This is a genomic window from Streptomyces sp. NPDC048275, from assembly GCF_040652275.1.
In the GTDB taxonomy this organism is placed as follows: Bacteria; Actinomycetota; Actinomycetes; order Streptomycetales; family Streptomycetaceae; genus Streptomyces.
Genome location: NZ_JBEZLR010000077.1, coordinates 30,863 through 46,092 on the forward strand (window position 1 = coordinate 30,863; position 15,230 = coordinate 46,092).

Here is a 15,230-nt window from a genome sequence, read left to right on the forward strand (position 1 = left end):
TGACGCCCGTCGGCGCCGGGGCCGGTCACAGTGCCGCGACGCCGTGACCGGTCACAGCGCCTCGGCGACCGTCTGCCGGAAGCCGGCCGGATCCTCCACCCAGGGGCAATGGCCGGCTTCCGGCAGAATCGTCCGGCGCACGCGCGGCAGGGCCCGCACCAGGGAGTCCACCGCCGAGCGCGGCCGGATGTCCCGGGCGCCGTCGACGACGACCACGGGCAGATCGAGCGCCTGGCAGGCGGCGTACAGCTCGGGGGTGCCCCAGATGGCCTTCCCCTCGGCGTTGAGGGCCTTGTTGCACTCGGTGTTGACCCCGAACCAGGGGTCGGCCATGTCCCGAGCGTGCTCCAGCGCCCGGTCGCGGTCCGTGAACTCGATGGACCACTGCAGCACCGCCCACTCCCGTTCCTCCGCCGCGGTCCGCCGCTGACGGCCCAACTCCCGCCAGCGCGCCAGCCGTTCGGGTTCCTCCCCGAGCCGTGCGAGCAGGTTCTCCTCGTAGGACCTGTCCGGCCGATCATGCCGCAGACGCGGGGTGTGGCACGCGCATCTGCCGCGTTGTCGTCACTCGCCGACGCTCCGCGTCGACTCCCTCCTCCGCCTTGCAGCTACACGCACCACACCCCGCTCACCGGCACTTCGCAGACACTGCCGCTCTCCTGCGACTTGATCGGCCGGACAGGTCCTAGGCGCCGTGCCAGTCGGCCTCCGGCCCGATCCCCGTGCCGCTCACATAGACCAGCGAGCTCACCCGCTCCGGATGGGCCAACGCGTAGCTCAAAGCCAGTTGCGCGCCCCAGGAGTGGCCGAGCAGTACCATCCGCTCCAGGCCGAAGTGCCGCCGCACGGCGTCCAGATCGGCCACGAACCGCTGACTCGTCCACGGCCCGGCGCACCGCTCGGAGCGTCCGCAGCCGCGCTGGTCCCAGCGGACCACCGTGGCCGTGTCGGTGAACAGCCCCGCCACGTCCTCGAACATGTCCCACAGTCCGGGCCCGCCGTGGCACAGCACCAGCGGCGCACCCCGTCCCGACCGGCTCGCCCACAGCCGCACCCCGTCGTCGGTCGTCACGGCCACCGTTCCGCTCCGCGTCCAGGTCATGGACGTAAGTCTGCCCGGGCCGCACATGGATACCGCCCCCGTTCCGGAGGGGGGTTCCGGAGCGGGGGCGGCGTTTTGGGGTACCGCGGGGGTGTCAGCCCATGTGCGGGTACGTGTAGTCGGTGGGCGGGACCAGGGTCTCCTTGATGGCGCGGGTCAGGGTCCAGCGCATCAGGTTCTGCGGGGCGCCAGCCTTGTCGTTGGTGCCCGACGCCCGGCCGCCGCCGAAGGGCTGCTGGCCGACGACGGCGCCGGTCGACTTGTCGTTGATGTAGAAGTTGCCCGCCGCGTAGCGGAGCTTGTCCATCGTGTACGCCGCCGCCGCGCGGTCGCCCGCGATGACCGAGCCCGTCAGCGCGTAGTCGGAGGCCGACTCCATCTGGGTCAGCATCTCGTCGTACGTCTCGTCCTCGTAGACGTGCACGGCGAGGAACGGACCGAAGTACTCCGTCTTGAAGACCTCGTTCTCCGGGTCGGAGCACTCGACGACGGTCGGGCGCACGAAGTAGCCGACCGAGTTGTCGTACGAGCCACCCGCGACGATCGTGCAGGTCGGGTCCGCCTGGGCGCGGTCGATGGCCGCCTTGTTCTTGGCGAACGCGCGCTCGTCGATGACCGCGCCGACGAAGTTCGACAGGTCGGTGACGTCACCCATGGTCAGGTAGTCGACCTCGGCCGCGAACTCCTCCTTGAAGCCGGAGTTCCAGATGGAGGCGGGGATGTACGCGCGCGAGGTCGCGGAGCACTTCTGGCCCTGGTACTCGAAGGCGCCCCGGGTGAGGGCGGTCTTGAGGATCGCGGGGTCCGCCGACGGGTGGGCGACCAGGAAGTCCTTGCCGCCCGTCTCGCCGACCAGGCGCGGGTACGAACGGTACTTCTCGATGTTGTTGCCGACCGTCTTCCACAGGTACTGGAAGGTCTTCGTCGAGCCGGTGAAGTGGATGCCCGCGAGGTCCCGGTGCTCCAGGGCGACCTCGGAGACCTCGATGCCGTCACCGGTGACGAGGTTGATGACGCCCTTGGGGAGACCGGCCTCCTCCAGGAGCTGCATCAGCAGCACGGCGGCGTGGGTCTGCGTCGGGGACGGCTTCCAGACCACCACGTTGCCCATGAGGGCGGGGGCGGTGGGCAGGTTGCCGGCGATGGCCGTGAAGTTGAACGGCGTGATCGCGTAGACGAAGCCCTCGAGCGGGCGGTGGTCGAGACGGTTCCAGACGCCCGGGGAGTTGGCCGGGGGCTGCTCGGCGAGGATCTGCCGGGCGTAGGCGACATTGAAGCGCCAGAAGTCGACCAGCTCGCAGGGACAGTCGATCTCGGCCTGCTGGGCGGTCTTCGACTGGCCGAGCATGGTGGAGGCCGCGAGGGTCTCGCGCCAGGGGCCGGCCAGCAGCTCGGCCGCGCGCAGGATGATCGCGGCGCGGTCGTCGAAGGACATCGCGCGCCAGGCGGGCGCGGCGGCGAGAGCGGCGTCGATCGCGTCCTGGGCGTCCTGCCGGGTCGCGTTGCGATAGGTGCCGAGCACGGCCTTGTGGTTGTGCGGCTGCACGACCTGGAACGGCTCGCCGCCGCCCATCCGCTTCTCGCCGCCGATGGTCATCGACAGGTCGATCGGGTTCTCGGCCAGCTCCTTGAGCTTGACCTCCAGGCGGGCGCGCTCGGGCGAGCCGGGGGCGTAGCCGTGCACCGGCTCGTTGACGGGGGTGGGGACCTGGGTCACAGCGTCCATGAGCTACCTCTTCCGGGTGAATCCCTGACTTCAGCCCGAGAGAGCCGAAGCAGTGTGCGTATGTTGGGCGGCGGTCAGGGCTTGACCATCATGAGTTCGCCACGTCGAGCGAGTGAGAAGCCCTTGCGGGGGCGGAGTCACGGTGTCTGTAACTTCTTTCGGAAACCCGGTCGGCTCAGCCGACCAGTGGGCGGCAGCTGTCGTAATCCAGGATGCATCGTGGGTCACGACAGCTGCCGCTCAGCCCTTGGTGAGGATCGAGCGGGCGAAGAAGAGGAGGTTGGCCGGCTTCTCCGCGAGGCGGCGCATGAAGTAGCCGTACCAATCGGTGCCGTAGGCGGTGTAGACGCGCATGCGGTGGCCCTCGGCGGCGAGGCGCAGGTGCTCCTCGCTTCGGATGCCGTACAGCATCTGGAACTCGTACTCGTCCAGCTTGCGCCCGGCGCGCCGGGCCAGCTCCTGCGCGATGGAGATGAGCCGCGGATCGTGGGACCCGATCATCGGGTACCCCTCGCCCTCCATCAGCACGCGCAGGACACGGACGTACGCCTTGTCGATCTCGGCCTTGTCCTGGTAGGCGACCTCGGCGGGCTCCTTGTAGGCGCCCTTCACGAGGCGTACGCGGCTGCCGTTCGCGGCGAGACGGCGGGCGTCGGCCTCGGTGCGGAACAGGTAGGCCTGGATCACGCAGCCGGTCCCCGGGAAGTCCTTCCGCAGCTCCTCGTGGATGGCGAACATCGAATCGAGGGTGGTGTGGTCCTCGGCGTCCAGCGTGACCGTCGTACCGATCGCGGCGGCGGCCTCGACGACCGGGCGGACGTTGGCGAGGGCCAGCTCGTGCCCTCCCTCCAGCGCCTGCCCGAACATCGACAGCTTGATGGACACCTCGGCCTTCGTGCCGAGGTCCAGCGCCTTCAGGTGCTCGATGAGCTCCAGGTAGGCGTCGCGGGCGGCGAAGGCCTGCTCGCGGGTGGTGATGTCCTCGCCGACGACGTCGAGAGTGACTTCGAGCCCCTTGGCGGCGGCCTCCTGGACGATCGGAATGACCTGGTCGACGCTTTCACCGGCGATGAATCGGGCGACCACCTGCTTGGTGCCGGGAGCCGCCGACACGAAGCGGCGCATCCGGTCGCTGCGCGACGCGGCGAGAATCACGGGACCCAGCACGGGGCACCTCCACAACAAGGCGAACAGAAGGCCGTCCCGACGATTCGGGTACGGCACGGAGAACCACCGTGAAACCTAAGGATCCCTCCGATCGTCGGCCATCTACAGCTGTCACGCATTCGTGCCCCAGATCTCAGACATTTGTATGAAGGCGTGGCGGAAATGCGGGAGAATGCCCGAGTGACGGGCGAATACAGAGGCGAGTACAGGGGTGGCTACCAAGAGCTGGTCGACGAGATCTCGGCGCTCCTCGGTATGCCCGCGACGCTGGAGAACCGCGACTTCGAGCTGATCGCCTTCGGCGCGTACGACAGCGAGGGCGAGCTCGACCCGTCCGCCCTCGACCCCGTGCGCACCCGCTCGATCCTCACGCGCCGCTCCACCACGGCGGTCCGCACCTGGTTCGAGGGCTTCGGCATCACCCGCGCCACCGGCCCGGTCCGCATCCCGCCGACCCCGGAGGCGGGGGTGTACCGGGGACGGATCTGTCTCCCCGTACGCCATCGGGGTGTCGTCCTCGGCTACATCTGGCTCCTCGACGACGATCCCGGCCCTTCCGAGGCTCAGCTGACCGCCGCCATGGAGGTCACCGCCCGCATCGGCGCCCTGCTCGCCGACGAGGCCCAGGCCGGCGCGGACCTCACCCGCGAGCTGCGCGCCGTCCTCATCGCGGAGCGCGGCTGGCAGCGCGACATGGCGGTCGCCGAACTGCGTACGGCTCTCGGTCCGCGTGGGGACGGCCTGCACGCACTGGTGTGCGTCGCCCCCTGGCCCTCTGCCGACCCCGACGACGCCCCATCCGTCCGTACGGTGCCGGGCGCCACCGCCCTGTGCACGGTGCCGTGGGGGGCCACCGGTCAGAGCCTGGCCCTCCTCGTGCGGCTGCGTTCGACGGAGGTGCCGACTCCGGCACTGACAGCTGCTCTGCGGTTCGTGCGGGAGGCGGAGGGACAGCGCGGTGGCGGGGGCGGGCGCCCGGGGGTACGGGCCGAGGAGGGTTCGCGAAGGGGAAAGACGGCCGCCGGGGTCGCCGAGGCCCGCGTGGGGCTCTCCGAACTGGGTGCCGCATGGCAGGAGGCGTCCGCCTCCGCCCGCGCGGTCCTGGCCGAGCCCCGCCACGGCCCGGTCGCCCAGTGGTCGTCGATCGGCCCGTACCGCCTCCTCACCGCCCTCCCCCCGGAGGCCGCCCACGACCCCGCCGTCCGCACCCTCCTCGCCCCCGCCCACCACGAACTCGCCCGCACGGCCGAGGTGTTCCTCGACTGCGCGGGCCAAGCAGGCCGCGCGGCAGCCGAGTTGGGCATCCACCGGCAGACCCTCTACTACCGCCTGTCCCGCGTCGAGCAGCTGACCGGCCTCGACCTGGACGACGGCGAGGATCGACTGCTGCTGCACATGGCGTTGAAGGGGGCGCGGCTGTAGCCGGCTGCGGGGACCGCAACTACCGCGACTCCGTTGGCAGCGAAGGCGGTTGGTCAGCACGAACGGCACCGCTCGGCCGGGAGAGGGCGTTCGTTCGGCCGACGTCAGGAGCTCGTGAGGATGACGAGTTGCTGGGTCGCTCGGGTCATCGCGACATAGCGGTCGACCGCTCCTTCGATGCCCTCGCCGAACGCCTCCGGGTCGATGAGGACGACCAGGTCGAACTCGAGCCCCTTCGACAGCTCCGGGGTCAGCGACCGGACGCGGGACGTCGTCCGGAAGGTGGGATCTCCGATGACACAGGCGATCCCGTCGGCATGTGCGGCGAGCCAGGTGTCGAGGACCGAGTTCAGATCCGAAGCGGTTCCGTGGACGACGGGGACGTCGGTGCTGCGGATGGAGGTCGGCACGTTGGCGTCCGGGAGCACGGCCCGGATGACCGGCTCGGCTTCCGCCATGATTTCTCCCGGCGTCCGGTAGTTGACGCTCAGGGAGGCCAGATTGATCCGGTCGAGCCCGACCCGCTCGAGCCGTTCCTGCCACGACTCCGTGAACCCGTGCCGGGCCTGGGCGCGATCCCCGACGATGGTGAAGCTCCGGGACGGGCACCGGAGCAGCAGCATCTGCCACTCCGCGTCGGTCAGTTCCTGAGCCTCGTCCACGACGATGTGCGCGAACGGGCCGGCGAGCAGGTCCGGTTCGACGGTCGGCAGTTCGGACTCGTTGACCAGGCTGACCTGGGCGTCCTCACCGCGCAGCATCGTCACGAGGCCTTCGCCGTCGTCACCGTCGGCGCCGGAGTTGGCTGTGGCCTCGATCAGGTTGTCCACGACCTGCGCCATGTGCTCGCGCTGGGTGGCGATGATGGCCTTGTTCCGACGCTCGCGCCGGGCCGCCTCCGGGTCGCCGAGCCGCTGCCGTGCCGCGTCCAGGAGCGGCAGGTCGGACACCGTCCAGGCCTGGGTGTCCGCGCGCTGCAGCTTTCGTACGTCGTCGGGGCTGAGCCAAGGAGCGGACATCCGCAGGTAGGCGGGCACCGACCACAGGTCTGAGACGAGGTCGGCCGCTTCGAGCAGCGGCCACGCGCGGTTGAAGGCCGTGAGCAGCTCCCTGTCCTGCGACAGCGACCTCCGGAGCAGGTCGGGCGAGACGTCGCCGTCGTGCTTGTCGACCAGGATGGTGAGCAGTTCCTCCCAGATCTGGTCGCGCGCCTCGTTGTGCGGAACTCCGGGTGCCGCTTCGAACGCCACGGCCCAGTCGTCGGCGCTCAGCCAGATGTCGGACCAGTGGGTCGTGACCGTCATCCCCTTGCTGGGCGGCTCCTCGTAGAACCTGACGGCCTTCTCGATGGCCTTCACCAGGTTCGCGGACGATTTCAGGAGGGCCACGTCCGGGTCGGCCTCGATCGCTGCCGCGGCTCCCTCGGCGACGAGGTCCCGCAGCGTGCAGGTCTGCACGCCCTCCTCTCCGAGGCTGGGGAGGACGTCGGCGACATAGGCCAGGTAGGGCCGGTGCGGACCGACGAACAGCACGCCGCCCCGGCGGTGACCGAGGCGAGGGTCGGAGTAGAGGAGGTAGGCGGAGCGGTGCAGAGCGACGACGGTCTTGCCCGTACCCGGACCGCCGTCGACGACGAGAGCGCCACGGGATCCCGCGCGGATGATGGCGTCCTGGTCGGCCTGGATGGTGCCGAGCACGTCTCGCATCCGGGGCGACCGGTTGCTGCCCAGGCTGGCGATGAAGGCGGACTGGTCGTCGAGCGCGGCGTGCCCGGCGAATCCGTCCGAGGTGAACACCTCGTCCCAGTAGTCGCTGATCCGGCCGCGGGTCCAGCGGTACCTGCGGCGGCTTGCCAGACCCATCGGGTTGGCGTGGGTGGCTCCGAAGAAGGGCTCGGCCGCTGGGGAGCGCCAGTCGAGCAGCAGCCGACGACCCGTGCTGTCCGTCAGGCCAAGTCGTCCGACGTACACGGGTTCTGGGTTGTCCGCGCCGACCATGTGTCCGAGGCACAGGTCCAGACCGAAGCGACGCAGTGCGCGCAGGCGAGCGGTCAGCCGGTGGACCTCCGTGTCCCGGTCCATCGCCTGCCGGCCCATGCCGCCGGGCGCCCTGCGCTCGGCATCGAGTCGGTCGGACACCTCGGCGATCGACTGCTCGAGGCACTCCGCGATGGCCGCGAAGTGCTGTTCATCGCCGGCGATCAGCGTCGGGTCGGCCTTGGGGGAAAGGTGGTCGGGAAGGTCAAACGCCCTGGTGGTCAGGGGATTCACGTCACTGGCTCCGATCTGAGGTCGCTCGCGGCCATTGCGCGCGGCAAGGCGTCTGGACCGGCGTGTGCAGGTTCTCGTGTTCTGGGTTCCTGGCTCGACGATCCCGCGTGGTTCACGCGGGCACGGGCGGCCTTTTCCGGCTGACCGCGTCGAGCAGCAGCTTCGCGGCCACCGCCGCCCCGTCGGTGCGGATCGCGTCGGCCACGGCCCTCGCGCGTGCGCGGGTCTCGGGGGTCAGGGCCGTTTTGAGCGCGGCCGACAGGGACTCGAAGGTCGGAGTCGGACCGTCGTGTGCGGCGCCGATACCCAACTCGGCCACCCGGTCGGCCCAGTACGGCTGATCCACGATCTGGGGTACCACCACCTGAGGCGCGCCGGCCCGGGCGGCCGTCGTCGTCGTGCCCGCGCCGCCGTGGTGCACGACGGCGGCCACCCGGCCGAACAGCGCCTGCTGGTTGACCTCGTCGACGACGAAGCAGTCGCCCCGGTCGTCGATCAGGCCCAGATCGGCCCAGCCACGCCCGACAACTGCGCGACGGCCCTGCGCGCGCACCGCCTCGATGGCCACCTGGGCGACATCCTTCGAGCCGCTCATGGGCATGCTGCCGAAGCCCACGTACACCGGCGGTGCGCCGCCCTCCAGGAACGCCTCCAACTCGGCCGACAGCGGGCGTTCGTCCGGCAGGAGCCACGCGCCGGTCTGTACGACGTCGAGATCCGCCGGCTCCTGCCACGGCCCCAGGATCGGGTCCGCCGCCAGCCACGGCCGGTCGGTGAAGACATGGCTGCGGACGTCGTCCACCGGTGGCCGGCCGATCGACGCCCGGTGAGCGTTGAGCCCCGGGCCGTACAGCACGTTGAAGCTCTCGGCGTTCCAGTCCCACCGCTCCCGGTTGTCCGTCATGTCCGGCGGGAACGGCCGGCCCGGCAGCGCGTGCGGCGCGTGGTGCGGCGACGGCAGCATGGTCGGGAAGTAGGCCACGTACACGAAGGGGATGCCCAGTTCCTCGGCCACCGACTGCGCCCCGGCCACCGCCGGGACCAGGCCGGTCGCCACCACCGCGTCACATCCCTCGGCCGCGGCGGCGACCGCCTCGTACTGCGCGACGACCAGCGCGGCAGCACGCTGGGGCAGTCCCTCCGGCGTCTTCGGAGCCGACCCGGTCACCAGCGTGCGCACCGGCTCGGCGGCCGGCACCAGCTCCACGCCGACACCGGCCAGCAGCTTCGCGAACTCCTCGTCCGCCGGCGCGCACACTCGCACCTCCGCGCCGAGCGCCCGCAATTGCACCGCGAGTCCCGCCATCGGTTGGACATCCCCGCGCGACCCGTACGTCGACAACAACACCCGCATTTCGCGACTCCCACTCCCGCAGATTCTGGCTTCGGTCGGCGATTCTGCGGTACGACCCGGGCCTTGCCGCAAGCCCCCCAGTGCGCTATAAGTTAAGAGTGGAAAGGAGTGGGTACTCCTCTTTCCCTCTCCCGTCCGCTCTGGACGGACAAGCACTTCGTGAAGCGGCGGCCCCCCGCGTACGGTCGGCCAGCCGGTCGGCCTCCAGGAGAAACTTGGGCTCGCCCAGTCTGTTCATCTGTCACGAGCGCGCGGTGGTACGGCGTTTCGCCGTTCGCGCGATGGAGATGCGGGACGGCGTACTCGTACCCGCGTGACGCCTCAGTCCTTCGGCTTGGTCTTCGTCGTCGCCTTCGCTTTCGTCGTCGCCTTCGTCTTCGCGGCCGCGTCGATCACCCGTCGCAGCCCCTCCGTGAGGTCGTCCGCCGTGGACGCGCTCGCCGGGTCGAAGAGCCACTGCACCATCAGACCGTTCAACAACGCCTGATAGAAGCCGCCGAGCGACTGGACGGTCCGCTCGTCGAGCGTCTCCTCGTCCAGGCCCGTGAGCATCGCGACAAGCCCGGACCGCCCCTCGATCTGCGCCTTCGCCATCAGCTCCCGCAGCTCGGGCACCCGGTCCCCCTGCGTGACGACCTCCATGCTGGCCGCCCACACGGGCCGGAAGTCCTCGAAGGACTCCAGCATCCGCGCCCACACGCTGTGGAACCGCTCCACGGAACCGCCGGGCGTGTCCTCGTACGCCGCCTGGGAGTCGAACTTCTCCCCCCACTCCTGCATCAGCGCCACGAAGGCCTGCGTGAGCAGCGCGTCCTTCGATCCGTAGTGGTAGCCGATGGACGCCAGGTTCGTCCCGGACTCCTTCACGATGTCGCGCGCGGTCGTGCGCACGAACCCCTTTTCCAGCAGGCAACGCTTGGCGCCTTCGAGCAGATCCTCACGGTGTCCCATGCGGGCCAGCGTACCTCCGGGGCAGACAACCGTCCCATACGAGCGTCACATACGTGCGTTCTATACAAGCGTTCTAGACGCTCGTTTAATACGTGTGTACAGTCCCCGGCATGACGAACTCGACGAACACGCCGAGCACCACTCCCGCACCCGGCGCCCTCGCCGGCCGCCGGGAATGGACCGCCCTTGGCGTCCTGATGCTTCCGCTGCTCCTGGTCTCGATGGACGTCTCGGTCCTCTACTTCGCGATCCCCTCGATCAGCGCGGACCTGGAGCCGAGCGGCACCCAGCAACTGTGGATCTTCGACATCTACGCGTTCGTGCTCGCCGGCCTGCTGATGACGATGGGCTCGCTCGGCGACCGCATCGGCCGCCGCAAGCTCCTCCTGTCCGGCGCCGCCGCCTTCGGCGCGGCGTCCCTCATCGCCGCGTACGCCGACAGCGCCGAAACCCTGATCGCGGCCCGCGCGCTCCTCGGCGTCGGCGGCGCGACGCTGATGCCGTCGACGATGGCGATCATCCGCACGATGTTCACGGACCCCGGACAGCGCGCGAAGGCGATCGGCATGTGGTCGGGCGTCATGACCGGCGGCATCGCACTCGGCTCGGTGATGAGCGGTGTCCTGGTCGAGTACTTCTGGTGGGGCTCGGTCTTCCTGGTCAACCTGCCCGCGATGGTGCTGCTCCTGGCCCTCGGCCCGATCCTGCTCCCCGAGTCCAAGAACCCGGAGCCGGGCCGTTTCGACCTGCTGAGCGTGCCGCTGTCCATGGCCGCCGTGCTGCCCCTCATCTACGGCGTGAAGGAGATCCCGTCCGAGGGCTGGAAGTTCGAGTACGTCGCCTCGGTCGTCGTCGGCCTCGTCTTCACCGCCCTCTTCATCCACCGCCAGCGCACCGCCGAGTCACCCTTGATCTCCCCCAGGTTGTTCCAGGGCCGCGGCTTCGCGCCCGCCGTCGCGCTCAACCTCATCTCCTCGTTCGGGATGATGGGTTCGGCGTACTTCACCACCCAGTACCTGCAGTCGGTGCTCGGCAAGAGCTCCATGCAGGCCGCACTGTGGGCGCTGCTCCCGACGGTCCTGGTCGGCGTCGCCGCGCCGGTCGCCGCGCAGTTGGTGCAGAAGGGCGTGCACCGTTCCCACGTCGTCTCCGGCGGTTTCGTCCTCGCCGCCTGCGGCTACGGTCTGCTCACCCTCACCGGCACGGACTCGCTGTGGCTGTCGCTCGCCGGTGCCGGTGTCCTGGCCGCCGGAATCGTCACCGTGATGTCCCTGATGATGGATCTGGCGCTGAGCACCGTCCCCGTGGGCAACGCGGGCGCCGCCTCCTCGCTGTTGGAGACCGGCGCGGAGTTCGGCGGCGCCCTCGGTATGGCGGTCCTCGGCTCCATCGGCACCGCGGTCTACCGCCACGAGATTCCGTCCGGTGCCCCGGCCGCGGCCCACGAGACCCTGGGGGGTGCGCTTGCGGTGGCTCACCAACTGCCGGGCGACGCGGGCGCGGCGCTGGTGCGGGCGGCTCGTGAGGCCTTCACCAGCGGGATGCACGCGGCGGCGATCGCGGGGGCGGTGCTGTTGCTGGGGGCGGCGGTGCTGGCTTGGGCGACGCGGATCCCTGCGGGGCGTGAGCTCGAGGGTGGGTCCTGAACTCGGGGTGGGGTTTCTCGCCGCCGCCGCCCCTACCCTCCCCCAAGCTCTCGACTTCGCTCGAGCAGGGGGACCCCCATCGTCCCCGGGGGCTCCGCCCCCGGACCCCCGGCAGGTGGTTCTTTGGCTGCGGGACGGTGGGGGCCGGGCGCGCCCACGCGGCGGAGCCGCACAATGTCACAGCCCCGCACCCCTGGGCATCTCAGCCCGTCCGGCGATTGAGGACGAGGCCGTTCAGTCCGAACGGGGGCTGGGGCGGAGCCCCCTGGGGATGGGCGGCCATCCCGCGGTACGCACAACGCCACGGCACGCTGTCACTGCCGCGTGCCAGGATGGTTCCGTGTCACAGACCTTCGGTACGCCGTTCATCGGCCGGGACGACGAACTCTCCCGGCTCACCGGCGTGTTGAACCGCGCCCGCGAGGGCGCCCCCCGCGCCGTGGTGATCTCAGGAGACGCCGGGGTCGGCAAGACCCGCGTCCTGTCGGAGGCCGCGGCCCACGCCACCCGCACCGGCATGACGGTGCTCGCGGGCCACTGCGTGGACCTCGGCGACGTGGGCCTGCCCTACCTGCCGTTCACGGAGATCCTCGGCGCGCTCGCCGCTGACGAGCGGTTCACGGCCGCGCTCGCGGCGCACCCGGCGGTCGACCGACTGCTCGGCACCGGCACCGGCACCGGCACGGCGGACACGGGCAGCCGTCTGCGGCTCTTCGAGGGCGTGGCCGGCCTGCTGACCGACGTCGCCGCCATCACCCCGCTCCTCCTGGTCCTCGAAGACCTCCACTGGGCGGACCAGTCCTCCCGCGACCTCCTGCGCTTCCTCCTCAGCCGTGGCGTCCTGCAAAGTCCCGCCGGCGGCGCCCCCGCGCACCGCCTGGCGATCTTCGCCTCGTACCGCACGGACGACCTGCACCGCCGCCACCCCCTGCGCCCGTTGCTGGCCGAGCTGGTCCGGCTGCCCTCGGTGGACCGTCTCGAGCTGCGCCCCATGGCGGACGCCGAGGTCGCACTCCTGGTGCGCGCCCTGCGGGCCGACGCCCTCTCCGCCGCCCTCTCCGACACCACGGTCCGCCGCATCGTCGACCGCGCCGAGGGCAACGCCTTCTACGCGGAGGAGTTGCTCGCCGCCCTGCCCGGTGACATCGCCGCGGCGGCGCCCGCGCTGCCGAGCGGTCTGGCCGACGTACTCCTCATCCGGATCGAGCAGTTGTCCGACACCGCCCAGCAGATGCTGCGCACGGCCGCGGTCGCCGGACGCCGCGTCGAGCACGACCTGCTGCGGGACGCCGTACAGCTGCCTCAGGACGAGCTGGAGTCGGCGCTGCGCGAGGCCGTCGGACGGCAGTTGCTCGTCCCCGGCGCGGACGCCACCTATTCCTTCCGACACGCCCTCACCCGCGAAGCCGTCTACGCCGATCTGCTGCCCGGGGAGCGGGTCCGGCTGCACCGCACGTTCGCCAAACTCCTCGCGGGGCACGGCCACCCGGCCAAGAGCGCGGCCGAGCGCGCCCACCACTCACGCGAGAGCCACGACCTGCCGGACGCGCTCGCGGCCTCCCTCGAAGCGGCCGACCACGCCCAGCGGGTCGGCGCGCCCGCCGAAGAGCTGCGTCACCTGGAGACCGCGCTCGAGTTGTGGCCCACGGTGGAACCCACCGCCCATCCCCAGGACGGCGACCCGGTGACGCTCACCCTGCGCGCCTCCGCTGCCGCCGCGCACGCCGGCGAGAGCCACCGGGCGGTCTCCCTCAGCCGCTCCGCGCTCGCCAGGGCCGGCTCGGGCGCCGACTCCGAGCTCGCCGCCCGGGTCCGCTACACCCTCGCGGGCAATCTGATGCGCGTCGACAATCTGGAGGCCGCCTACACCTACAGCAGCGAGGCGCTGGCCATGATCCCGGCCGAGCCCCCGTCGCACACCTGGGTGTGGGCCGCGGCCACCCATGTCATGGCCGCACGGTTCATGGGCCACGACGAAGACGCCCAGCGCGTCGCCCGACGGGCATTGCGCACCGCCGAGGAGCTTGAACTTCCCGACGCCCAGGCCGACTTGATAATTTCCCTCGTCGGACTGGAAAGCCACAACCGGCGTACGCCACAGGGCCGGGAGCGGCTGCGGCAGGCCCGCGACCTGGCCCGGCGCGCGGGCAACTTCTCCGTCGAAATGCGCGCGCTCTTCAGCCTCGCCATCGGCTGCTACGAATCCGGCGACCTGGACGAGTGCCTCACCTGGCTCTCCGAGGGCCTGGAGCGCGCGAACCGGTCCGGGCTGTTCTCCTCGCCGTACGCCCTGGAGCTGCGCTACATCCAGTCGCTGGTCCTCTACACCCTGGGCCGCTGGGACGAGTGCGCGCGGGCGGCCGCCGAGGACGCCGAGCGGCTGCCGTCGGCGGGCGGTTTCGCGACCGCTCCCGCGCTGTATGTCGCCCTGGCCCGCGGCGAGCGGACGGCCGCCGAGCGTGCCCGCGCCCTGCTCGACGGGCCGTTCGACTGGATGGCCACACTCGTCGCGGGCATCGTGCTGACCGACGCCGCGGCGCTGCGCGGTGACCCCGACGCCGCCGTCGGTTTCGTGCACACGATCCTCGCGGCGCTCAAGGAGGGCGCGGGTACCGAGCAGCCGGACATCGGGGTGCGGCTCGCCGCGCTCGCACTGCCGGCGGTCGCGGACGCCGCTGTGGAGCTCCGCCTGACCGGCGACGAACCGGGGGCCGGCCGCTGGACGGACACCGCCACCGAGCTGGTGCGGCTGGCCCGGGACACAGCCGCATCGGGCGAGGCCGGTGCCCGCCCGGGACCGGAGAGCCTGGCCTGGCTGGCCCGCGCCGAGGCGGAGTGGCTGCGCGCCCACCCCGGGCCCGACGCCACCACGTGTGTCGCCTCGTGGGAAAAGGCCGCCGCCGCGTTCGACTACGGCGATCCGTACGAACTGGCGCGCTGCCGACGGCGGCTCGCCGAGGCCCTGTTGGCGGCGGGCCGCCGCGAGGAGGCCGCCGAGCAGGCCCGCGCTGCCCGCGACACCGCCGACCGGCTGGGTGCCGTACCGCTGCGCGAGGCGGTGGACGCGGTCGTCCGCCGCGGCCGTCTCGCCGACTCACCCTCCACCTCGGACCGCATCGCGGCCCTGACCGCCCGCGAGAGCGACGTCCTGCGGCTGCTGGCCCGGGGCCGCACCAACCGGCAGATCGGCGAGGAGCTGTTCATCAGCGGCAAGACGGCGAGTGTCCACGTGTCCAACATCCTCGCCAAGCTGGGCGCGGCCGGCCGCACGGAAGCCGTGGCCATCGCCTATCGCGAGGGCCTGATCGAGCCGGAGACGACCGCGTCGCCCTACGGCTGAGGGCCGGACCACCCGAAGGTGACCCGGCCCTCAGCCGTGAAGGTAGGACAGTGAACGTCAGACGAGGTTCACCGAGCGCGCCGAGGTCGCGCCGATCTCCTCGGACACCTCGGTGAGGACGCCCTGCGGGACGGTGTCGTCGACGGTGAGGACCGCTAGGGCTTCGCCGCCCACGGCCGCGCGGGCGACCTGCATGCCGGCGATGTTGATGCCCGCCTCGCCGAAGATGCGGCCGACGGTGCCGACCACGCC

General features: G+C 71.2%; 10 protein-coding genes and 1 pseudogene. 3 read left to right on the forward strand and 8 right to left on the reverse strand.

The window, feature by feature from the left end; genetic code table 11:
• Positions 1–51 precede the first annotated feature (51 nt).
• The 4 genes and pseudogenes from AB0D57_RS34075 to AB0D57_RS34090 form a co-directional block, all read right to left on the reverse strand.
• Positions 52–393: an alpha/beta hydrolase gene (locus tag AB0D57_RS34075; protein WP_362082040.1), complete on the reverse strand. Its 342-nt coding sequence runs from the start codon at positions 391–393 to the stop codon at positions 52–54.
• Positions 394–694: 301 nt separating this feature from the next.
• Positions 695–1,102 (reverse strand): annotated as a pseudogene (locus tag AB0D57_RS34080) (alpha/beta fold hydrolase); the annotation flags it as partial.
• 94 nt (positions 1,103–1,196) lie between these two features.
• Positions 1,197–2,828, reverse strand: a complete 1,632-nt coding sequence (gene pruA, locus AB0D57_RS34085; protein ID WP_362082044.1) for an L-glutamate gamma-semialdehyde dehydrogenase — start codon at positions 2,826–2,828, stop codon at positions 1,197–1,199.
• Positions 2,829–3,068: 240 nt separating this feature from the next.
• Positions 3,069–3,995 carry a proline dehydrogenase family protein gene (locus AB0D57_RS34090; RefSeq protein WP_362082047.1) on the reverse strand — a complete coding sequence of 309 codons (927 nt, stop codon included), beginning with the start codon at positions 3,993–3,995 and terminating at the stop codon, positions 3,069–3,071.
• A gap of 162 nt (positions 3,996–4,157) precedes the next feature.
• On the opposite strand from AB0D57_RS34090, the gene AB0D57_RS34095 reads away from it, so the two are divergent.
• Positions 4,158–5,417 carry a helix-turn-helix domain-containing protein gene (locus tag AB0D57_RS34095; RefSeq protein WP_362082050.1) on the forward strand — a complete coding sequence of 420 codons (1,260 nt, stop codon included), beginning with the start codon at positions 4,158–4,160 and terminating at the stop codon, positions 5,415–5,417.
• A 104-nt stretch (positions 5,418–5,521) separates the two neighbouring features.
• Here AB0D57_RS34095 and helR read toward each other — a convergent pair whose 3' ends face one another.
• The 3 genes from helR to AB0D57_RS34110 all read right to left on the reverse strand — a co-directional run bounded on the left by helR (position 5,522) and on the right by AB0D57_RS34110 (position 9,992).
• Positions 5,522–7,687 carry an RNA polymerase recycling motor ATPase HelR gene (helR, locus tag AB0D57_RS34100; protein ID WP_362082053.1) on the reverse strand — a complete coding sequence of 722 codons (2,166 nt, stop codon included), beginning with the start codon at positions 7,685–7,687 and terminating at the stop codon, positions 5,522–5,524.
• 112 nt (positions 7,688–7,799) lie between these two features.
• Complete coding sequence (locus AB0D57_RS34105) at positions 7,800–9,041, reverse strand: glycosyltransferase (protein ID WP_362082061.1); 1,242 nt, start codon at positions 9,039–9,041, stop codon at positions 7,800–7,802.
• A gap of 321 nt (positions 9,042–9,362) precedes the next feature.
• Positions 9,363–9,992, reverse strand: a complete 630-nt coding sequence (locus AB0D57_RS34110; RefSeq protein ID WP_362082064.1) for a TetR/AcrR family transcriptional regulator — start codon at positions 9,990–9,992, stop codon at positions 9,363–9,365.
• Positions 9,993–10,102: 110 nt separating this feature from the next.
• On the opposite strand from AB0D57_RS34110, the gene AB0D57_RS34115 reads away from it, so the two are divergent.
• Positions 10,103–11,638, forward strand: a complete 1,536-nt coding sequence (locus AB0D57_RS34115) for an MFS transporter (protein ID WP_362082067.1) — start codon at positions 10,103–10,105, stop codon at positions 11,636–11,638.
• 340 nt (positions 11,639–11,978) lie between these two features.
• Positions 11,979–14,978 carry an AAA family ATPase gene (locus AB0D57_RS34120; RefSeq protein WP_362082070.1) on the forward strand — a complete coding sequence of 1,000 codons (3,000 nt, stop codon included), beginning with the start codon at positions 11,979–11,981 and terminating at the stop codon, positions 14,976–14,978.
• Positions 14,979–15,035: 57 nt separating this feature from the next.
• On the opposite strand, the gene AB0D57_RS34125 is transcribed toward AB0D57_RS34120, so the two are convergent.
• A partial coding sequence (locus AB0D57_RS34125; RefSeq protein WP_362082073.1) for an ACT domain-containing protein occupies positions 15,036–15,230 on the reverse strand: 195 nt, incomplete at its 5' end.

Excerpts from the sequence above, each read along its gene's own strand:
- AB0D57_RS34105 (WP_362082061.1), bottom strand. The coding sequence starts at position 9,041 with ATGCGGGTGTTGTTGTCGACGTACGGGTCGCGCGGGGATGTCCAACCG.
- AB0D57_RS34110 (WP_362082064.1), bottom strand. The coding sequence starts at position 9,992 with ATGGGACACCGTGAGGATCTGCTCGAAGGCGCCAAGCGTTGCCTGCTG.
- AB0D57_RS34095 (WP_362082050.1), top strand. The coding sequence starts at position 4,158 with ATGCGGGAGAATGCCCGAGTGACGGGCGAATACAGAGGCGAGTACAGG.
- pruA (WP_362082044.1), bottom strand. The coding sequence starts at position 2,828 with ATGGACGCTGTGACCCAGGTCCCCACCCCCGTCAACGAGCCGGTGCAC.
- AB0D57_RS34115 (WP_362082067.1), top strand. The coding sequence starts at position 10,103 with ATGACGAACTCGACGAACACGCCGAGCACCACTCCCGCACCCGGCGCC.